This window comes from Microbacterium rhizomatis (genome assembly GCF_008710745.1).
GTDB lineage: Bacteria > Actinomycetota > Actinomycetes > Actinomycetales > Microbacteriaceae > Microbacterium > Microbacterium rhizomatis.
This window is the reverse complement of the sequence record NZ_VYSA01000002.1, coordinates 990,680-1,009,749: the sequence shown is the minus strand read 5'-3', so window position 1 is coordinate 1,009,749 and position 19,070 is coordinate 990,680. Positions and strand designations below refer to the sequence as shown.

Below are 19,070 nucleotides of genomic sequence, written 5' to 3'. Positions count from 1 at the left end.
GGTTCATCTTCCCACCCGGCCGCAGGCGTCCCCGGACATGCGACGCGCGCACCGGAGCGCGGCGCGCCCGAGTCCCGCATCCCGCACCCGGAGCGGTGGACGAGCGACCCCCATTGGCCGCAGAATCGACCAGACGATGGAGGTGCCGCATGACCTGGCGCATGCCCGCAGAGACGGACCCGCACGAGCGCACCTGGATGGCGTTCCCCCGGCCCGGGCTCACGCTCGGCGACGACACGGCCTCGGCCGAGGAGGCGTACGCCGCGTGGACAGCCGTCGCCCACGCCGTCGCCGAGTTCGAGCCGGTCACGATGGTCGTCGACCCGATCGAGCGCGAACGCGCGGCGCGGATGCTGTCATCCGCCATCACCCGCGTCGAAGCGCCCCTCGACGACTACTGGATGCGCGACATGGGCGCGACGTTCGTGGTCGACGACGACCGCCCCGGCGTGCTCGGAGCCGTCGACTGGATCTTCAACGGGTGGGGAGCCCCGGCGTGGTCGACGTGGGCCCACGACCGCGAGATCGGCCGATTCACCGCCGAGGGCGCAGAGGCCGAGCTCGTCTCGTCGATGCTCGTCAACGAGGGCGGCGCGATCCACGTCGACGGTGAAGGCACGGTGCTCGTCACCGAGACCGTGCAGCTCGACCCCGGACGCAACCCGTACGCCGACAAGGCGCGCATCGAGACAGAACTCGCACGCACGATCGGCGCGACGAAGGTTATCTGGTTCCCGCGCGGGCTCACGCGCGACTACGAGGATTTCGGCACGCGCGGGCACGTCGACATGTTCGCGACGATCCCCTCACCGGGAACACTGTTGATCCACGAGCAGCCGAATGCCGAGCATCCCGATCATGCGGTCATGCGCGGCCTGCGCGAGTTCGTCGCCGAGACCACGGATGCCGCCGGCCGCTCGTGGAACATCGTCGACATCCCGGGACCCTCCGCCGTGCGAGACGACGAGGGGTTCGTCGACTGGAACTACGTGAACCACCTGGTGGTCAACGGCGGGGTGATCGCGTGCGGCTACGGCGACGAGCGAGCGGATGCGGCGGCCCGCGACATCCTCTCGTCCGTGTACCCGGGGCGCACGGTCGTGACCGTCGATGCCCGGCCGATCCTCGCCCGGGGCGGCGGCATCCACTGCATCACGCAGCAGCAGCCGGCCGTGCCATCGGATTCTTCGCGCGGAGCGCGATCCGGTGAGCGGGGAGCGAGCGCCGGCGAGCGTACCGAGATCCCCCGGACCTCCGATGAACCCTGACCTCGACATGGGCACCCGGCCTCGATACGGCGCTGGCGCGCCTGCTCGACCATCGCGGTTCGGGCGATGAGCGCCTCCTTCGACGTGGTCGAGGCCACCATCGCCGACCTCCGCGCCGCCCTCGAGTCGGGCCGTGCGACGAGCGTCGACCTGCTCGACGCGTACCTCGCTCGGATCGCCGCCTACGACGCGGCGGGCACCGCGACGGCGCTCAACGCCGTTGTGGTCTTCAACCCCGGTGCCGCCGCCGACGCTCGCGCGTCGGACGAGCGAAGGGCGCGCGGTGAGACGCTCGGCGCGCTCGACGGCATTCCGTACACGGCGAAGGACAGCTACCTCGCCCGCGGACTCACCGCTGCCGCCGGTTCTCCCGCGTTCGAGCATCTCGTCGCGCAGCGCGACGCGTTCGCGATCGAGCGACTGCGCGCCGGCGGAGCGGTGCTGATCGGCCTCACGAACATGCCGCCGATGGCCAACGGCGGCATGCAGCGCGGCGTCTACGGGCGCGCCGAGAGCCCGTACAACGCCGACTTCCTCACGGCGGCGTTCGGTTCGGGGTCATCGAACGGATCGGGCACAGCGACGGCCGCGTCCTTCGCGGCCTTCGGCCTCGGTGAGGAGACCTGGTCGTCGGGGCGCGCGCCGGCGTCGAACAACGCGCTCTGCGCGTACACGCCGTCGCGCGGTGTCATCTCCGTCCGGGGCAACTGGCCGCTCGTTCCCACGATGGACGTCGTCGTGCCCCACACGCGCACGATGGCCGACCTGCTCGAAGTGCTCGACGTGATCGTCGCCGACGATCCGCAGACCCGCGGCGATTTCTGGCGCGTCCAGCCGTGGGTGGCGATCCCCGCCGCCTCTTCCCTCCGCCCGCCTTCATCCCTCGAGCTCGGCGGCACCGGCGCTCTCGCGGGCGCGCGGATCGGCATCCCCCGCATGTACATCAACGCGGATCCGGATGCCGGTACCGCCGACCCGGGACGCGCTCCGGGTATCGGGGGCCAGACCGGGCAGCGCATCGAGACCCGCGCCTCGGTCATCGCGCTGTGGGAGGCCGCCCGGCGCGACCTCGAGGCCGCGGGGGCCGAGGTGGTCGACGTGGACTTCCCCGTGGTGTCGAACTACGAGGGCGACCGGCCGGGCGCGCCGACGATCGCGACCCGCGGTCTCGTCTCGCCGGAGTACCTGCACCGCGAGATCGTGGATCTGTCGGCGTGGGCGTGGAACGACTTCCTCGCCGCGAACGGCGACCCGTCGCTGAACTCGCTCGCCGACGTCGACGGATCGCGGATCTTCCCGCAGCCCGCGGGCGCACTGCCCGACCGATATGACGGGTTCGATGACGACATCTCGAGCTATCCGGTGCAGGTGCGGGATCACCCGTACTCGTCGTTCATCGAGATCCCCGAGCTGGAGGGCGGTGTGCGCGGGCTGGAAGAGACCCGGCGCGTCGATCTCGAGGAGTGGATGGATGCCCTCGGCCTCGACGCCGTCGTCTTCCCGACGGTCGCGGACGTCGGGCCCGCCGACATGGATGTGAACGAGGCATCGGCCGATCTCGGCTGGCGGAACGGGGTATGGGTCGCCAACGGCAACCTCGTGCCCCGGCACCTCGGCATCCCGACGGTCACCGTGCCGATGGGGACGATGGCCGATATCGGTATGCCGGTGGGTCTCACGTTCGCGGGTCGGGCGTACGACGACACCGCCCTGCTGCGCCTTGCCGCCGCGTTCGAGGCGACCGGATCGCGGCGCACGGTGCCGCCCCGGACCCCGCGTCTCTGAGTCTTCGGCGCCGGGCGGACATCTGCAAGGACCGACGGTGCAGATGCCCGGCTGAACCTCGCCCTGCGTGAACGTCAGCCCCATCCGTCCTTCGAGATGTTCGGGGTCGAGCGGCACCCCGGCCGCGCGGAGCGGTGAGGCACGCCACCCCGGGATCCCTCAGACCGGCAGGCGTTCCCGCCGATCCGGCCGCACAACGCAGGATCGATCCACACCACACGCCGCGACACGCCGTGCGGACACCCCGCTGCGGTGCAACGATCCTGCGTTGTGCCGGGCGGGTGACTCAGCGCTCGAGCACGGCTATCCGGCGAGGAAGGGCGGGGGGGGGGGGGGGGGGGGGCCCCCCCCCCCCCCCCCCCCGCCCCCGCCCGCCGCCGCCCCAGGCCGTGGGGGGGCCGGGGGGGGGCGCCCCGCGCGGGGGCGCGGAGGGGGGGGGGGGGGGGGGGGGGGGGGGGGGGGTCAGCGCTCGAGCACGACCGCCAGGCCCTGGCCGACGCCGATGCAGATCGCGGCGACCGCGACCCCTCCACCGCGACGTTTCAGCTCGTGCGCCGCGTGGCCGATGATCCTGCCGCCAGACGCCCCGAGGGGGTGGCCGATCGCGATGGCCCCGCCGTGGATGTTCACGCGCTCGGGGTCGAGCTCGGGCCACAGCTGCAGGCAGGCCAGGCTCTGCGATGCGAATGCCTCGTTGAGTTCGACGACGTCGACGTCGGCCCACGTGCGCCCAGCTCGTGCGAGCGCTCGGTTGGCCGCCTCGACCGGCGCGACGCCGAACACATCCGGGTCGTTGCCGAACACGCCCCGGCCGGTGATGCGGGCCAGCGGCTCGACATCGACAGCCCCCTCCGCCCCCAGCAGCACGGCCGAGGCGCCGTCGTTGATCGGTGAGGAGTTGCCCGCCGTCACGGTGCCGTCCGCGGCGAACGCGGGCTTCAAGCCTGCGAGCACGTCGATCGTCGAATCGTCTCGGATGCCCTCGTCCCGCGTGAGCTCGTGACCGTCGACCTGGACGATCTCGGCGTCGTACGCGCCGGAGGCCCAGGCCTCGGACGCCAGGCGGTGGCTGCGCGCAGCGAACGCGTCCTGCGCTTCGCGCGAGAGGCCGTAGATCGATGCGAGCTTCTCGGCACTTTCGCCGTTCGAGATCGTCCAGTCCTTGCGCAGCCGGGGGTTGGTCATGCGCCAGCCGATCGCGGTGTTCCACATCGTCTGGTTGCCGGCGGGATAGGGCCGCTCGGCCTTCTGTATGACGTACGGTGCACGGCTCATCGACTCGACTCCGCCGGCGAGGATGATGTCGGCATCCCCGGCCTCGATCGCGCGGCTGCCCTGGATGACCGCCTCGACCGCCGAGCCGCAGAGCCGGTTGACCGTCACCCCCGGAACGCTCGAGGGGAAACCGGCGAGCAGCGCGCCGAAGCGAGCGACGTTGCGATTGTCTTCGCCGGCCTGATTGGCATCGCCGAAGATCACGTCGTCGATACGGGCGGGGTCAAGGCCCGTGCGCTCTGCCGCGGCGCGCATCACGACGGCGGCGAGATCATCGGGGCGCACGTCGGCGAGCCCTTTGCCGTACCGGCCGAACGGGGTGCGGACAGCGTCGAAGATGTAGGTGGCAGCCATGTCAGTTTCCTTTCGGGGATGCTGCGGCATCCGACTCGGTCAGCGCCAGCCCGATCAGCTCTGAGAGCGACTCGACGGTGTTGTCGCCGAACGGCTCACGCACCCGGAAGCCGTCGGGAGTGACGTCGAAGATCGCGTGGTCGGTGTACACGCGGGTGACGCAGCCGACGCCGGTGAGGGGGTAGGTGCAGCTCTCGACGAGTTTGGAGTCGCCCTGTTTGGTGAGCAGATCGGTCATGACGTAGACGTCCTTCGCGCCGATCGCGAGGTCCATCGCCCCGCCCACGGCGGGGATGGCTCCCGGGGCACCGGTGGACCAGTTCGCCAGGTCGCCGGTCTGGCTCACCTGGAACGCACCGAGAACGCACACATCGAGGTGCCCGCCGCGCATCATCGCGAAAGAGTCGGCGTGGTGGAAGTACGCCGACCCGGCCAGTTCGGTGACCGGCTGCTTGCCGGCGTTGATGAGGTCAGGATCGACGAGTCCGGGCGCCGGCTGCGGGCCCATGCCCAGCATCCCGTTCTCGGTGTGCAGGATGATCTCGAGCCCCTCGGGGAGGAAATCGGCGACGAGCGTGGGAGCGCCGATCCCGAGGTTCACGATCGCCCCCTCGGGGATGTCGGCGGCGATCTTCGCGGCCAGATCATTGCGCGAGATGCGGGTGCTCATGCGGATGCCTCCTCGAGAGGGGCGCCTTCGACCGTGACGCCGCCGACGAACTCGCCGCCGGCGAGCCACCGGCGCTCGCCCACGGCGACGACGCGGTTCACGTAGATCCCGGGGGTGACGACAGTCTCGGGATCGATCGACCCCAACGGCACGACGGCGTCGACCTGCGCGATCGTCGTGGCTGCGGCGGCCGCCATGATCGGGCCGAAGTTGCGTGCCGTCTTGCGGTAGACGAGGTTTCCCCAGCGATCCCCCGACAGGGCGCTGATGAGGGCGAAGTCGGCGCGGATCGGGTACTCGAGCACGTAGTCGCGGCCGTCGATCGTGCGCGCCTCTTTGCCTGCAGCGAGCTCCGTGCCCACCCCCGTGGGGCTGAAGAACGCGCCGATGCCCGCGCCCGCAGCCCGGATCCGCTCGGCGAGATTGCCCTGCGGAACGAGCTCGAGCTCGATCTTCCCGTCACGGTAGAGAGCGTCGAACACCCACGAATCGGACTGCCGGGGGAACGAGCACACGATCTTGCGCACCCCGCCGGTGGCGAGGAGTGCGGCGAGGCCCGTGTCGCCGTTGCCCGCGTTGTTGTTGATGATCGTGAGGTCGCGCGCGCCGCGCGCGATCAGCGCGTCGATGAGCTCGACGGGCTGGCCGGCGCGGCCGAACCCGCCGATCATGACGGTGGCGCCGTCCGGGATGTCGGCGACGGCGGCCGCGGCATCCGTCATTGTCTTGTCGATCATGCGTGCTCCTCGCTGCCGTCTCGGCAGGTGCTCGCTGTGCGAACACTCGTTCGTCTAGCGTGCAGTCTAGCACTCGCCGCGGGAGGGCTCCGGTTCTACGGCTCGAGCGCGAGCGAGGCCGCGATCGGCACGATGTGCTCGCGCAGCCGGATGATCTCGCGGGCGTGCTCGTCGAGTCGGAGGTCTTCCGCGAGCGACGGCGTCCACGGCGGCACCGGGAGCGCGACTTCCCCGGCGCCGGGCACGACGAACACGCTCATGCACAGGGTGGTGAGGGTCTTGTCGTGCGGCGAGCGCGGATCGGCGGTGACCACCCGGGTGCTGATGTGCATGCTGTGCCCGCCCGTATGGATCAGCCGGGCGTCGACCTCGACGAGGTCGCCGATGCGCACCGGCGCGAAGAAGTGGATGCCTCCGGAGTAGACGGCGACCGCGTGATCGGCGAGCTCGGCGCCGCCGAGCCACCCGACGGCGCACGCATACGCCGCCTCGTCGATCCAGCGCATGACCGTCCCGCCGTGAGCCTTGCCACCCCAGTTCACGACCCCGGGCGGGGCGAGGAACCGCAGCAGGGTGCGCGGGGCTTCGGATGCCTCGGTGTAGTCCTCGTCGAGCATCAGGCGCTTGATCTCGGTGCGGGCGGGGATCCTCTCCAGCGCCCCGGCCGCGAGCCGGTGATCCGAGCGCGAGAGCGGCTCCCACGGGGGGACGGGAGTGGGCTGCCCACCGGCATCCTTCGCGACGAAGATCAGGATGCAGGTGGTGGCGGGCGAGTACGTGCGACTGCTCACCTCCGCCGCCGAGACGGTCACCACGACGTGCATGCTCGAGCGCCCGGTGTGCACGAGACGCGCCTGCACCTCGATGAGGCTGCCAGGGGCGATGGGCCGGCGGTGCCGGACATTGCCGACGTACGCCGTGACGCAGTAGGCGCCCGACCACCCGACGGCGCAGGCGTAGCCGGCCTTGTCGATCCACTCCATGACGCTCCCGGCTGCGACCGAGCGCCCGCCGGCGGCGGTGTCGGCCGGCGTGGTCATGAAGCGCAAGGTGATGCGGTCGTCTCGCCCCGCGGCGGGAGCGGGCATCGTGTCGGACGTCATCGTGCTCACGACGTCAGCATAGGGTCAGCGCCTTTCCGCGGCGCGGACGGGATGCTGTGCCAGCCTGGTGCCATGGCCAACTCACCGTCGGGCGACTCGGCGACGGATCGGATCGTGCGGATCCTCGAGACCTTCACCTCCGACCGCACTGTACAGACCGTGGCGCAGATCGGGCGGCGAGCCGGGCTGCCGTCGGCGACGGCGTACCGGCAGGTCGGGGCGCTCGTCGAGGCGGGCCTGCTCGAGCGCGACGAAGAGCAGCGGGTCCGGCTCGGGATGCGGCTGTGGGAACTGGCCCTCCGCGGATCGGACGCCCTCCGCCTCCGCCAGGCGGCGCTGCCGTCGATGGAGCGCGTGCAGGCAGAGATCCGCGAGCACACCCAGCTCGCTGTGCTCGAGCAGGACGAGGCCCTGTTCCTCGAGCGACTCTCGCACCCTCAGGCGGGCGCCAACATCACGCGCATCGCGGGCCGTCTGCCGCTGCACGCGTCGTCGTCGGGTCTGGTGCTGCTGGCCTTCAGCCCGCGGGAGCGGCAGGATCACGTTCTCGCGGCGCCCCTGGCTCGCGTGGCGCCCGACACGATCACGGATGCGGCGACCCTGCGCCGCACTCTCGCCGAGGTGCGGCGCTCGGGGTTCGTCGTGGCCGCCGGATCGATCGAGGCGGTGTCGACGGGCGTCGCGGTCCCCGTCCGCGGGGCCGACGGCGAGGTGATCGCCGCGCTCTCTGTCGTTCTCCCGAGGGAGGCGCCGACCGATGCGGCGATCGCCGCGCTGCTGCGCGCCGCGCGCGAGATTCGGGCGAGGCTCGCGACATCGCGCTGACATGGGTCAAGAAATGCCCGCTCCGACGCGGCCCGCAGCCGGTTGTCCGAATGGGATTGGTTTGTTGCCGCTAAGACGGCGCTCCGCCGGTGACAGCGCGGCGAGGTCGTCTAGGGCTGATTCGAGCGCGTCCGACTCGCCAGCGAATCGGCGGCGAGTCGTTCCATCAACCCCGCGCGTTCGTCTGTGATGACCGACTGCCAGAACCCCTCAGACCCGTACACGCACACTCGATTGGCGGAGGCTCCATCGGGCGGCCCGACCTGGACCCAGCGCATCAGGCGCTCCGCCAGAATGGCTTCGCGGAAATCCTCCGCGTTCACGGCAACTCCTTCAGCACACCGAGCTCGGTCAGCAACTTCTCATCGGATGGTGTCTCAGAGGTCGCCTGGACGTCTTGCGACGACGTGGGCGGTAACGAGAGTGTGATCGGGGAGAGTGACCACCCTGTCGATCTCCCATTCGATGCCGCGTCCGAGCAACAGGGTCCCGGGGTTATCCGGCAGCGCGGGCTCCTGGAAGAGTGCCGGGGTGCCTTCCGGGATCAGTAGGCGGACGACAGTTGCCTGCGGGAAGGGGCGGTAATCTTTTCCGGTCAGGTAACTGGTGAGGAAACTCGGCTCGAAGGTGCGCGTACCGGGCGCAGGATCATCAGGTATGCGCGCAGAAGCTCCAGTCAGAGTGACCACGATCGGGTCGACGGTTGGTCTGACGGCGAGGGCACTGTCAATCAGGGCCACGCGCTCCCGCACTGCGGGGGTAAGAGGGAGACCGCTTCGCAATTCCCCGTCGATCGCGTCACGAGAAACGTCAGGTTCAGAGCGAAGCGAAGAAGTGCTATCGCTGCGCAATCGATCCACCTTTCCCTTGTCCGGGTACCGTCCCGCCACTACGCGTTCGTCGGCGGCGGGAGTTGGCGGGTGAGGCCTTGTATGTCGGTGATCTCCGCGCGTGGGACGAGGTGCCAGTAGATCCCGGGCTCGAGTTCGACCGCCCCCATCTGCGCGGCCCGGGCGGCGTCGGTGGAGAGCAGGATCGCGGCTTCGTCCTGGTTCGATTGCACCAGTGTGCACGGGATGCCTTGCCATGTTCCGGTGAACGAGTTCTCGAACAGACGTGAGCAGGAGGCCGCCTCCACGACGCGGCTGAACACGAACGGGCGCGTCTGCGTGAAACCGTCCAACGTTTCGCGGCTCAGCGTGACGAGTTCGATATGGGTCGCGTCCACCCACGTCGCGACGTACTCACGCCCCTGCCATTCGGCGCGCGGCCCGACCAGCATCGTCGGCGGCACGAACACGCCCGTATCACGCCACCCCACGGCCGGCCCCCCATAACCCGCGACGAACTCCTGCTGGCCGTCCGCATGGATACGCCAGATCTCCGCATCACGAGGCATCACAGTGGCCGCGACATTCCACACCGGAACAGCCCCCGGGCCGCGCAGAAACCCGGTCCCGTACCCCGCTGACCACGACGGGTCACCCGGTCGCGGGATGGACACGTCCGTCAACGGTGACCGCTCGAACCGCAACACATCCACCGTGCCCGCCCCGGCCGCATCGAACCCGTACGCGGTCAGCACCTCACCGGCCGTCCGCCACTGCAACGCATCCCCGATGCGCACCGCGGGACCCACCAGCAACGACGAACCCTGCTCAAGGAAAGCCCGCTCCGACGCGGCCCACAACAACTTCTGCAACGGAATCACGTCGCACTCCCCTCAGAAGGGTCCACCGACGGTTGCCATCGCGCTTCCAGCACAACTTCGTCGGCATCAACCCACCGGCTCCACCCGTCGTTACGTGAACCCTTCCATTCCCACGGGTTGCTCATCGCGGTCGAGTATGAGCTGGTCACGATCAGCAACCGCTCCTCACGCACGTTCGCCACCCAGCACCACTCGCCCGCGAACAGGGCGTACCAGTCCCATCCGCCTAAGTCCGTCACCGCAGAACGCGGGATGCGAATGGCGTCCGAACCAGGCGCGTAATCGCCGGGCAGCGGCGTCACCCAGGAGGGGGCATCGTCCTTCGCGATCGTGACGTATGCGACCGGGGTTCCGAAAGTTCCGGCGCTGCCGACTCCGAGCACCGGCACCTCGACACCACCGATGCGACCAAATCCCCCGCGCGGGTGCAACCCATCACCAATCACGGCAGCACCGGCTTCCACCCCGCAGTATCGTCAAACACGGCGAGCAACCGGTACGTCCCTGTCGTCGTGACTTCCTGGTCGACACGGTCACCATGCGGTCGCCGAGTTCGAGCGTGGCTTCGGGTGGGATTGCCGTGCGCTGGAACGGAACGAGCTCCTGAGCAACCGCCTCCACCTGGAGAAACGTCCCGTTCGTCGAACCGAGGTCGGTAACCCACACGAGCCGCCCATCCCATTCGATCCGGGCATGTGACCGCGACAGCGAGCGAGAGAGGTCGGGCCATTGATACACCTCGGCGGGTGCGTCCGCTGGTGCCGAGGGGCTTCGCCCCAGCACGAGTGCCGACGACACGGTCAGCCGCTGCCCGGAATCGAGTGCGATCACGGGAACGCCGCCGCGGTGGAGGCCGCGCGGTGCCGCGGGGACCCCCTCAGGGAAGACGAACGGCATCAACGCCGGGGCGAAGGGGTCTCGGCCGCGACGGATGTCGAACGTGCCCAGATCACCTCGAAGGAACGAGGTGACGAGGGATGCGGCGGCCGCTGCTCCCGTCGACCGCCGCACCGTGCGGGTGGCCACCGCCCGGTGTCCGAGGGTCGAGCCCGTGCGGGCGAGCGCGCGCAGGGTGACGCAGATCGCAGCGGCGGCGACGAGCATCAGCATCCAGGCGATAGCGGTGTGCCGGGTCGCCAACGCGGCGGTGCCCGTCGCCGCGGCGGCCAGCGGGATGGCGGCGTCGATCGCGAGCGCAGCGACGCGCTGACCGGCGCGCGCGGGCGATGTGGCCACCAATGGATCGACGCCGGCGGGGCGCGTCTGCTCTTGTGTCGTCATGGGCATATCGAGGAAGCCGATCACCACCGACCCTCACCGGTGCGACTACCTCATCAAGATACCAATATTATAAAAATCGGCAATACCCTCTGAGTGCCCGCGTCGAAGCGGATGCCCGGATGGACGCGCCGAATCGGATCGGCTCGACCCCAGGCTGAGACGCAGCTCCACTCCCCGGAAGGGACGGCCGCCGCCTCCCCATCGCTTCCCCTGACTCGCTGCGGTGCCAGGCGCCGCGTCGTCCCCTAGGCCGTGCCGGCCTTCGCGGCCGCCTTCATCGCGCGCTTGTGCTCGCGGACCTTCGTCAAAGAGTCGGGAGAAACGATGTCGGCGACCGAGCGGAACGACCCGTCCTCGCCGTATTGCCCGGCCGCTTGACGCCAACCGTCGCCGTCGAATCCGCACTGCTTGCCCAGCAGGGCCAGGAAGATCTTCGCCTTCTGCTCGCCGAAACCGGGAAGCGCCTTAAGCCGCTTGAGCACTTCGGCGCCGCTGGGTGCTCCGGTCGTCCAGATCGCTGCGGCGTCGCCACCCCAGTCCTTGCCGATCGCCGCACACAGCGACTGCACGCGCTCGGCCATCGATCCGGGGTAGCGGTGCACGGCGGGAGTCGCCTTGAACGCCTCGGCGAAGGCCTCGGGGTCGTATTCGGCGAGGGTCGTGGCATCCATGCTCCCGACGCGCTGCTGGATCTTCAGCGGGCCCGAGAACGCGGTCTCCATGGCGACCTGCTGGTCGAGCAGCATGCCGATCAGCAGGGCCAGCGGGTTGGTGCTCAGCAGTTCGTCCGCGGCGGCATCGTCGGTGATGTGCAGGCTCATGCCTCCAGTCTGGCACCCGGCCCGCGAGTCGCGGGGGCACGGTTTCGCGGGGCGGGTGTTGCCGCTCGAGGGGGTGGTCGCCTCGGTAACCGGCCCGCGAGCGACGCTCCGAGAGCGCGGGGGCTGCTCTCGCACAACACCCCTTCGGCGAGTCAGACCGCGAGATCGCCGGGGACGGATGCGGTGGCCACCGCTGAGGGCGCCGGCACGTCGATGCCGAACAGTGTTGCCAGGGCTGCGGTGTATTCGTCGGCGCGGCCCGCGGCCGCCAGCTCGTGTGCCCGGGCGGTCGGGGTGTGCAGCAGCACGCCGACGAGGTGGCGGAGCGACTGCTCGGACTGCTCGTCGCCGCGCGCGTGAGCGCGGGCGATCTCGGCCTCCATGAGCGAGAAGACGTGGGAGCGCAGTGCGACGACGGCGGGCTCGACCGAGCGCACAGCGCCGACGTCGGCGAATCTGCGGGCGGCGTCCTCGACGACGGCGCGCGCGGCATCAGTGGCCTGCAGCTCTTCCAGGGGGGCGTGCAGGCGGATCGTCTCCAGGTCGAGCAGGTCGGTCGCCGCGACGCCGGCGACATCCGGGTCGACGTTTCGGGGCAGCCCGAGATCGATCACGAGGCGGCGGGCCGGGATGGCCAGCTCGCCCTCGAGCGCGGCACCCGATGTCAGGACGGACGCCGAGACCACCGGCACGTCGGACGAGGTGCAGGTCACGATCAGATCGGCGTGCGCCGCGACGTAGGCGAACGCCTCAGCCTTCACGGCACGGATGCCGTGCTTCAGCGCGAAGCGGTCGCCCCGGCCGGACGGCGAGTAGACGGCGATGTCGGCGGCACCGTGGTCGCGAAGCGCCGCGAGGGTCGCTGCCGCGTACGAGCCCGTGCCGACCAGCAGGACCCGCAGCGTCGACCAGTCCGCGATGCGGCTGTCGGCGAGGTCGAGGGCGAGGCGCACGAGCGAGCGACCCGCGCGGCCGAGGGCCGTCGAGTTCTTGACGCCCCTCTGCGCTTCGGACGCACGCTGGAAGAGTCGCTCGAGCTCGCGGGAGGTCGTGCCGTGCTGCCGTGCGTCGACGAGGGCCCTGCGCACCTGGCCGGCGATCTCGCCCTCGCCCACGACGACCGACTCGAGTCCTGCCGCGACCGCGAAGAGGTGCTGGGCGACGGCCGGCCCGGAGATGACGCGGTACGACCCGTCGAGCTCCTTCGCGGCGACGCCGGTGACCGACTCGATCGCCGACAGCGCCGCCTCGACAGCGACGGGGCCCGAGGCCGTGACCGGCTCGTCCATGTCGACGTACGCCTCGAAGCGATTGCACGTGGCGACCACGACAGCTCCCTGCACGCACTCGCCGTGCGAGGCGATGAGGGGCGCGATCGCCGTGGGGTGGATGCTGAGCCGCTCGAGAAGCTCGAACGAGGCGGTCTTGTGACTCGCCGTGACGCAGATCAGCACTCCGCAAGGATATCTCGCCATCCCGAGGGGCCGGTCGGCGGCGCATAATGCATCACATGAGCACCGATCGGATCGGCACGACGACCTCCGATACTCGCGGCCCCGCGGTGGCGGTGCGCGGACTGCGTGTGCGGCGCGGCGCCACAGACGTGTTCGACGGCCTCGACCTCGATATCCCGCGCGGTCAGGTGACCGGTCTGCTCGGCCCGTCGGGCTGCGGCAAGACCACACTCATGAGGTCGATCGTGGGAGTCCAGAAGATCGCGGGAGGCGCGGTGACGGTGCTCGGGCAGCCCGCCGGATCCCGGATGCTGCGCACCCGCGTCGCCTACGACACTCAGTCCGCGTCGGTGTACGGCGACCTGACGATCCATCAGAACGTCCGATACTTCGGCCGGGTGATCGGAGCGCCGCAGACGGATGCGGCGCGCGTGATCGAACAGGTCGGGCTGGGCGACCGGAGGAATCAGACCGTCGACTCCCTCAGCGGCGGCCAGCGGAGCCGGGTGTCTCTCGCCGTCGCGATGCTCGGCTCACCGGACCTGGTCGTTCTCGACGAGCCCACCGTCGGGCTCGACCCTCTGCTGCGCGCCGAATTGTGGGCGCTGTTCCGCGACCTCGCCGACTCGGGGGTCACGCTCCTGGTCAGCAGTCACGTGATGGATGAGGCATTGCGCTGCGACCGCCTCGTCTTGATGCGTGCCGGCCGCATCGTCGCCGATACGACCCCGGATCGACTGCTCGCCGACACGGCGACGACGGACCCGGATGCCGCGTTCCTTGCTCTCATCGAGAGTGACGCCGCCGCCCACCCACCCGCTGCGACGCGTCGCGCGGCCCGCGACGGGGAGGCGAGATCGTGAACGCCGGACGGACACTGGCCACGGCGGGACGGGTGCTCAGACAGCTCAGCCACGATCCGCGCTCGATCGTGCTCATGATGGTCGCACCCAGCGCCCTGGTCGGCCTGTTCGCCTGGCTTTTCAGTGCCCAGACGGGAGTGTTCGATCAATTCGGGGGACCGATCCTGGCCCTGTTCCCTTTCACCGTGATGTTCCTCATCACGTCGATCACCACGCTGCGGGAGCGTCGTTCGGGGACGCTCGAACGACTCATGACCACGCCGCTCGGCAAAGGCGATTTCATCGTGGGCTACGGCGTCGCGTTCGGGATGATGGCCACCGTCCAGGCCGTGATCACCGTCGCGTTCGCGGTGGGAGTCTGCGGGCTCCAGGTCGACGGACCGCTCTGGCAGCTCGGACTCGTGGCCGTCGTGAACGCGATGCTGGGCACGGCGCTCGGCCTGCTCGCGAGCGCATTCGCGCGGACCGAGTTCCAGGCGGTTCAGTTCATGCCGCTCATCGTGTTCCCGCAGATCATCCTGGGCGGCCTCTTCATGCCGCGAGACCAGATGCCCGACGCGCTGTACGCCATCTCGGACTTCCTACCCCTCAGCTACTCGATCGACGCGATAAACGCCGTGACGGGGGGAAGCGCCGGGTGGGACGTCTACGGCCCCCTCCTCGTGGTCGCCGCGTTCGCGGTCGGCGCACTGGTGCTCGCGTCGCTCACGCTGAAGCGCCGCACGCCGTAGCAGCCGGGCGTCAGTCCTCCGACGCCGGCGACGCCTCGCGCGGCCCTGGTCGGTTGGCGACCGTCGGGAAGCTTCCGGTGAGCCCCTCCCTCGCTTTGGCGACCTCGAGGATCCGGCCGCGGAAGAAGTACCACCCCGCGATGAGCAGCGGGATGATGACGACGAGCGAGCTGACCGTGAACGTGCCGACCGGGTAGTCGAGGCCCATCAGGACGATCACCGCGAAGAGGAATGCGAGGGTGATCCACGATGTGACGGGTGCCCCCGGCATCCGGAAACTCGGTCTCACGAGCTTGCCCTGCTTGGCCCACGCCTGCAGACGCATCTGGCACAGCACGATCGTGGCCCAGCTCGCGATGATTCCGAGGGCCGCGATGTTGAGCACGATCTCGAAGGCCTGCTCGGGCACGATCGCGTTCAGGCCGACTCCGAGCAGTGCGATCGCGCCGGTCAGCAGGACTCCGCCGTACGGCACCCCCTGCTTGCTCATGAGCGACGTGAACTTCGGCGCCGATCCGTTCACCGACATGGAGTGCAGGATGCGGCCTGTCGAGTACAGCCCGGCGTTCAGGCTCGACAGCGCCGCCGTCAGCACCACGAAGTTCATGACCGAGCCAGCGATCTCGCCGAGCTGCGGTGATCCGATGCTGCTGAAGAACGTCACGAACGGGCTCACCCCCGCTTCGAAGGCGGTGTAGGGGAGCAGGAGCGAGAGCAGCAGCACCGAGCCGACGTAGAAGACGCCGATACGCAGGATCACGGAGTTGATCGCGCGCGGCATGACCTTCTCCGGGTCTTTCGTCTCACCGGCGGCAGTGCCGACGAGCTCGATCGCGGCGTAGGCGAACACGACACCCTGGGTCATGATGACGGCGGCGAGCAGGCCGTTCGGCAACCACCCGCCGTTGTCGTTGATCATCGAGAAGCCGGTCGGGCCGAACTCGGTCGGCCATCCCGCACCGAGGAAGACGGCTCCGACGACGAGGAAGACGACGAGCGCGGTGACCTTGATCGCGGCGAACCAGAACTCCATCTCGCCGAAGAGCTTCACCGACACGAGGTTGATCGAGACGACGACGGCGAGGGCGATGAGCGCGAGCGCCCACTGGGGGATCGAGGTGAACACACCCCAGAACTGCAGGTACAGGGCCGCAGCTGTCACGTCGACGATGCCGGTCATCGCCCAGTTCAGGAAGTACATCCACCCCGAGACGAATGCGAACTTCTCGCCGAAGAACTCGCGGGCGTACGACACGAACGAGCCGGACGACGGCCGGTGCAGCACGAGCTCCCCCAGCGCACGCAGGATGAGGAACGAGAAGACGCCGCACACCAGATAGACGGCGGTGAGGGCGGGGCCTGCCCCCGCGAGGCGGCCTCCGGCTCCGAGGAACAGCCCCGTACCGATCGCCCCGCCGATCGCGATCATCTGCAGGTGCCGGCGTTTCAGGTCCTTGTGATAGCCGGTCTGCTCACTCTCGAACCCCGCTGGGGTCTCCGCCTCACCGCGCGGGTCGACGACGGGCAGTGTGAGATCGGCCTTTTCCCTAGCACCCATTGCTGTATTTCAGCATATTAATGTCTGCAAGGAAAGCGGAGAGCGAGAAGTTCGACGGGTCGTGCGCGAAGTGACGGACAATGGAGGGATGCCCCGCACCGCCGATTCCGCCCTGCTCCGCGCGCTGCGCGGTGATCGTCCCGCCCACACTCCGGTGTGGTTCATGCGTCAGGCCGGCCGGTCGCTGCCGGAATACCGCGAGCTGCGGGTGGGCACGCGGATGCTGGATGCCTGCCTCGACCCCGCGCTCGCGGCCGAGATCACCCTCCAGCCGGTGCGTCGCCACGGGGTCGACGCCGCGATCTTCTTCAGCGACATCGTCGTGCCTCTGCGCCTGGCCGGCGTGGAGGTCGAGATCCAGCCCGGCCGGGGGCCGGTGTTCGCAGACCCGGTCCGCACACGCGATGACGTCGCGCGTCTGACGTCGATCGAGCCCGCGAGCGTCGCAGCCGCGGCGGGCCCGGTCCGCGACGCGGTGGGCATCGTCGTGGAAGAGCTCGGCGACACGCCCCTCATCGGCTTCGCGGGCGCCCCGTTCACCCTGGCCGCGTATCTCGTGGAGGGCGGGCCTTCGAAAGAGCACCTGCGTGCCAGGGCGATGATGCACGCCGACCCGGAGGCGTGGCACGGCCTTGCCGGCTGGCTCGCCCAGGTCTCGGCGGCTTTCCTCGGGGCGCAGATCGAGGCGGGGGCCTCGGCGGTGCAGCTGTTCGATTCGTGGGCCGGATCGCTCAGCCCGGCCGATTATCGAGCGTTCGTCGCCCCCCACTCGCGTGCGGCGCTGGAGGGGCTCGGCGACATCCCGCGCATCCACTTCGGGGTCGGCACGGGGCCGATTCTCGCGGACATGAGGCTCGACGGCCTCGCCGACGCGGTCGGCGTCGATTGGCGGATGCCGCTCGACGAGGCCGCTGCCGTGCTCGGCGGGCGGACCACTGTCCAGGGCAACATCGACCCCGCCCTGCTCACCGCACCGTGGCCCGTGCTCGAGGCGCACGTCGGCGATGTCGTCGCCCGAGGGCGCGCAGCGCGTGCGCACGTCGTGAACCTCGGCCACGGCGTGCCCCCCGAGACCGACCCCGACGTGCTGACCCGCATCGTCGGCCTCGTCCACTCGCTGCAGCCGTGAGCGACGAGGCCGACCCGGGGTTCGACGAGCTCGTCGAGCAGGCCCGCGATACCCGTGTCGTCGTGATCGGCGGCGGGATCGCCGGGCTCGTCGCCGCCCTGGAATGCGCGAAGGTGGGATTGCGGGTGACGGTGCTCGAGGCGTCCGATCGCGTCGGCGGGGTCATCCGCTCGGCCGAGGTCGCCGGCGTCACGGTCGACGTGGGTGCCGAGAGCTACGCGACGCGCGGCGGGCGCGTACGGGCGCTGCTGACCGAGCTCGGCTTGGACGATGCGGTCGTGCGCCCCGCCGCGGGTCGCGCGTGGGTGGCGGGTCTTCCCGGGGGAGCGGCAGCGCCGCTGCCGGCCGGCGGTGTCCTCGGCATCCCCGACAACCCGTGGAGCCCCGATGTGCGCAGGATCATCGGATGGGGAGGCGCATGGCGGGCATACGTCGATCGCCTGCGGCCCCCTCTCACGATCGGGCACGAGCACAGCCTCGGGCGGCTCGTCCGCACCCGGATGGGACGGCGCGTGCTCGAACGCCTCGTCGCTCCGGTAACGGGCGGGGTGTATTCGGCGCGGCCCGATGACATCGACGTCGACGTCGCGGCGCCCGGCCTCAACTCGGCGCTCACGCGTGCGGGCTCGCTCGCGGGCGCCGTCGGGCTGCTTGTCGGCGAGCGCTCCGCGACCCCCGGGAGCGCGGTCGAGGGCATCGACGGCGGAATGACGCGCCTGCCCGCGGCGCTGCGCTCGCGCCTGGTCGAGCTCGGCGCCGTCGTGCGCACGTCCGTTCGTGCCGAGTCCGTGACGGCGGCAGACCCCGCGACCGGCACCGGCTGGACTGTCTCGGTCGTGGACCTCTTGGACGACTCGGCAGGGCCGCTGGAGGCAGATGCCGTGATCGTGGCCACGCCTGAGGACGACGCGCGCCGCCTCCTCGCGCCCGTCGCGCCCGCGCTCGAACCTTTCGCGGCGGCGCCCCACCCGATCGTCGAGATCGTCACCCTCGCGCTCGAGGCTCCGGCGCTCGACGAGGCGCCCCGGGGCACCGGGGTGCTCACGGTGCCCGGCGCCCGCGCGGCAAAGGCGCTGACCCACTCCACCGCGAAGTGGGCGTGGCTGGCACGCGAGGCTCAGGGGCTCCACCTCGTCCGCGTGTCGTTCGGTGCGCAGGGCGAAGCGCCCGCCACAGCGACTCTCGACGACACGGATGCTGTGCAGCTCGCGCTGGCCGAGGCATCCGCCCTCCTCGGGGTGCCGCTCGATCCCGCGCAGCTGCGCGGGGCGCAGCGGGAGGCCTACGTGCAGTCGCAGCCCGCATCGGCGATCGGTCAGGCCGATCGCTCTGCTGCGGCCCGCTCCGCCGTCCGCGCGATCGACGGGCTCGCCGTCGTCGGCGCGTGGATATCGGGAACCGGGCTCGCCCAGGTCGTGCCGGACGCGGTCGCAGAGGCCGAGCACGTGCGCAGGCGAGTGCTGTGGGGCGACCGGGCTGCCGATCACTGACCGGAACGCCGCTCG

General features: G+C 70.3%; 19 protein-coding genes. 7 read left to right on the top strand and 12 right to left on the bottom strand.

Features of this window, described 5'->3' with window-relative positions; genetic code table 11:
• Positions 1 to 149: 149 nt before the first annotated feature.
• On the top strand, positions 150 to 1,268 hold the full coding sequence (locus tag F6B43_RS12985; protein WP_150449334.1) for an agmatine deiminase family protein: 1,119 nt from the start codon (positions 150 to 152) through the stop codon (positions 1,266 to 1,268).
• Positions 1,269 to 1,334: 66 nt separating this feature from the next.
• On the top strand, positions 1,335 to 3,053 hold the full coding sequence (locus F6B43_RS12980) for an amidase (protein WP_150449333.1): 1,719 nt from the start codon (positions 1,335 to 1,337) through the stop codon (positions 3,051 to 3,053).
• 462 nt (positions 3,054 to 3,515) lie between these two features.
• Here the strand turns inward: F6B43_RS12980 and F6B43_RS12975 are convergent, their stop codons facing one another.
• The 4 genes from F6B43_RS12975 to F6B43_RS12960 form a co-directional block, all read right to left on the bottom strand.
• Positions 3,516 to 4,682, bottom strand: coding sequence for a thiolase family protein (locus F6B43_RS12975; RefSeq protein ID WP_150449332.1), 1,167 nt, complete (start codon positions 4,680 to 4,682; stop codon positions 3,516 to 3,518).
• Position 4,683: 1 nt separating this feature from the next.
• Positions 4,684 to 5,352 (bottom strand): 3-oxoacid CoA-transferase subunit B, encoded by a 669-nt coding sequence (locus tag F6B43_RS12970; protein WP_150449331.1) that lies wholly within the window; start codon positions 5,350 to 5,352, stop codon positions 4,684 to 4,686.
• The gene (locus F6B43_RS12965; protein ID WP_150449330.1) at positions 5,349 to 6,089 is read right to left on the bottom strand and encodes a 3-oxoacid CoA-transferase subunit A; all 741 of its coding nucleotides are present in this window, start codon (positions 6,087 to 6,089) and stop codon (positions 5,349 to 5,351) included. Before F6B43_RS12965 ends, F6B43_RS12970 begins: the two co-directional genes overlap by 4 nt.
• Before the next feature lie 95 nt (positions 6,090 to 6,184).
• The gene (locus F6B43_RS12960) at positions 6,185 to 7,192 is read right to left on the bottom strand and encodes an acyl-CoA thioesterase (protein ID WP_246159967.1); all 1,008 of its coding nucleotides are present in this window, start codon (positions 7,190 to 7,192) and stop codon (positions 6,185 to 6,187) included.
• Between the two features lie 72 nt (positions 7,193 to 7,264).
• Between F6B43_RS12960 and F6B43_RS12955 the strand changes: the two genes are divergently transcribed.
• Positions 7,265 to 8,017, top strand: coding sequence for an IclR family transcriptional regulator (locus F6B43_RS12955; RefSeq protein WP_150449329.1), 753 nt, complete (start codon positions 7,265 to 7,267; stop codon positions 8,015 to 8,017).
• 110 nt (positions 8,018 to 8,127) lie between these two features.
• Here the strand turns inward: F6B43_RS12955 and F6B43_RS12950 are convergent, their stop codons facing one another.
• From F6B43_RS12950 to F6B43_RS12920, 7 genes are all read right to left on the bottom strand, one after another.
• The gene (locus tag F6B43_RS12950) at positions 8,128 to 8,340 is read right to left on the bottom strand and encodes a hypothetical protein (RefSeq protein WP_150449328.1); all 213 of its coding nucleotides are present in this window, start codon (positions 8,338 to 8,340) and stop codon (positions 8,128 to 8,130) included.
• Positions 8,341 to 8,394: 54 nt separating this feature from the next.
• On the bottom strand, positions 8,395 to 8,757 hold the full coding sequence (locus F6B43_RS12945; protein WP_150449327.1) for a hypothetical protein: 363 nt from the start codon (positions 8,755 to 8,757) through the stop codon (positions 8,395 to 8,397).
• A gap of 149 nt (positions 8,758 to 8,906) precedes the next feature.
• Positions 8,907 to 9,728 carry a hypothetical protein gene (locus F6B43_RS12940; protein ID WP_150449326.1) on the bottom strand — a complete coding sequence of 274 codons (822 nt, stop codon included), beginning with the start codon at positions 9,726 to 9,728 and terminating at the stop codon, positions 8,907 to 8,909.
• Entirely contained in the window at positions 9,725 to 10,117 is a 393-nt protein-coding gene (locus tag F6B43_RS12935) for a hypothetical protein (protein WP_150449325.1), read from the bottom strand. Before F6B43_RS12935 ends, F6B43_RS12940 begins: the two co-directional genes overlap by 4 nt.
• A 46-nt stretch (positions 10,118 to 10,163) precedes the next feature.
• A complete protein-coding gene (locus tag F6B43_RS12930) occupies positions 10,164 to 11,009 on the bottom strand; it encodes an FHA domain-containing protein (RefSeq protein ID WP_170285659.1) in 846 nt (281 codons plus the stop codon).
• A 245-nt stretch (positions 11,010 to 11,254) separates the two neighbouring features.
• Positions 11,255 to 11,830, bottom strand: a complete 576-nt coding sequence (locus F6B43_RS12925; RefSeq protein ID WP_150449323.1) for an HhH-GPD-type base excision DNA repair protein — start codon at positions 11,828 to 11,830, stop codon at positions 11,255 to 11,257.
• 152 nt (positions 11,831 to 11,982) lie between these two features.
• On the bottom strand, positions 11,983 to 13,284 hold the full coding sequence (locus tag F6B43_RS12920; protein WP_150449322.1) for a glutamyl-tRNA reductase: 1,302 nt from the start codon (positions 13,282 to 13,284) through the stop codon (positions 11,983 to 11,985).
• 56 nt (positions 13,285 to 13,340) lie between these two features.
• Between F6B43_RS12920 and F6B43_RS12915 the strand changes: the two genes are divergently transcribed.
• Together F6B43_RS12915 and F6B43_RS12910 are read left to right on the top strand one after the other, a co-directional pair.
• Positions 13,341 to 14,147, top strand: coding sequence for an ABC transporter ATP-binding protein (locus tag F6B43_RS12915; RefSeq protein WP_150449321.1), 807 nt, complete (start codon positions 13,341 to 13,343; stop codon positions 14,145 to 14,147).
• Positions 14,144 to 14,878, top strand: a complete 735-nt coding sequence (locus tag F6B43_RS12910; protein WP_150449320.1) for an ABC transporter permease — start codon at positions 14,144 to 14,146, stop codon at positions 14,876 to 14,878. Before F6B43_RS12915 ends, F6B43_RS12910 begins: the two co-directional genes overlap by 4 nt.
• A 10-nt stretch (positions 14,879 to 14,888) precedes the next feature.
• Here F6B43_RS12910 and F6B43_RS12905 read toward each other — a convergent pair whose 3' ends face one another.
• A complete protein-coding gene (locus F6B43_RS12905) occupies positions 14,889 to 16,436 on the bottom strand; it encodes an amino acid permease (RefSeq protein ID WP_150449319.1) in 1,548 nt (515 codons plus the stop codon).
• Between the two features lie 88 nt (positions 16,437 to 16,524).
• Between F6B43_RS12905 and hemE the strand changes: the two genes are divergently transcribed.
• Together hemE and hemG are read left to right on the top strand one after the other, a co-directional pair.
• Positions 16,525 to 17,565, top strand: a complete 1,041-nt coding sequence (gene hemE, locus F6B43_RS12900; RefSeq protein ID WP_150449318.1) for a uroporphyrinogen decarboxylase — start codon at positions 16,525 to 16,527, stop codon at positions 17,563 to 17,565.
• Positions 17,562 to 19,055 carry a protoporphyrinogen oxidase gene (gene hemG / locus F6B43_RS12895; RefSeq protein WP_150449317.1) on the top strand — a complete coding sequence of 498 codons (1,494 nt, stop codon included), beginning with the start codon at positions 17,562 to 17,564 and terminating at the stop codon, positions 19,053 to 19,055. Before hemE ends, hemG begins: the two co-directional genes overlap by 4 nt.
• The last annotated feature ends 15 nt before the right edge of the window (positions 19,056 to 19,070 follow it).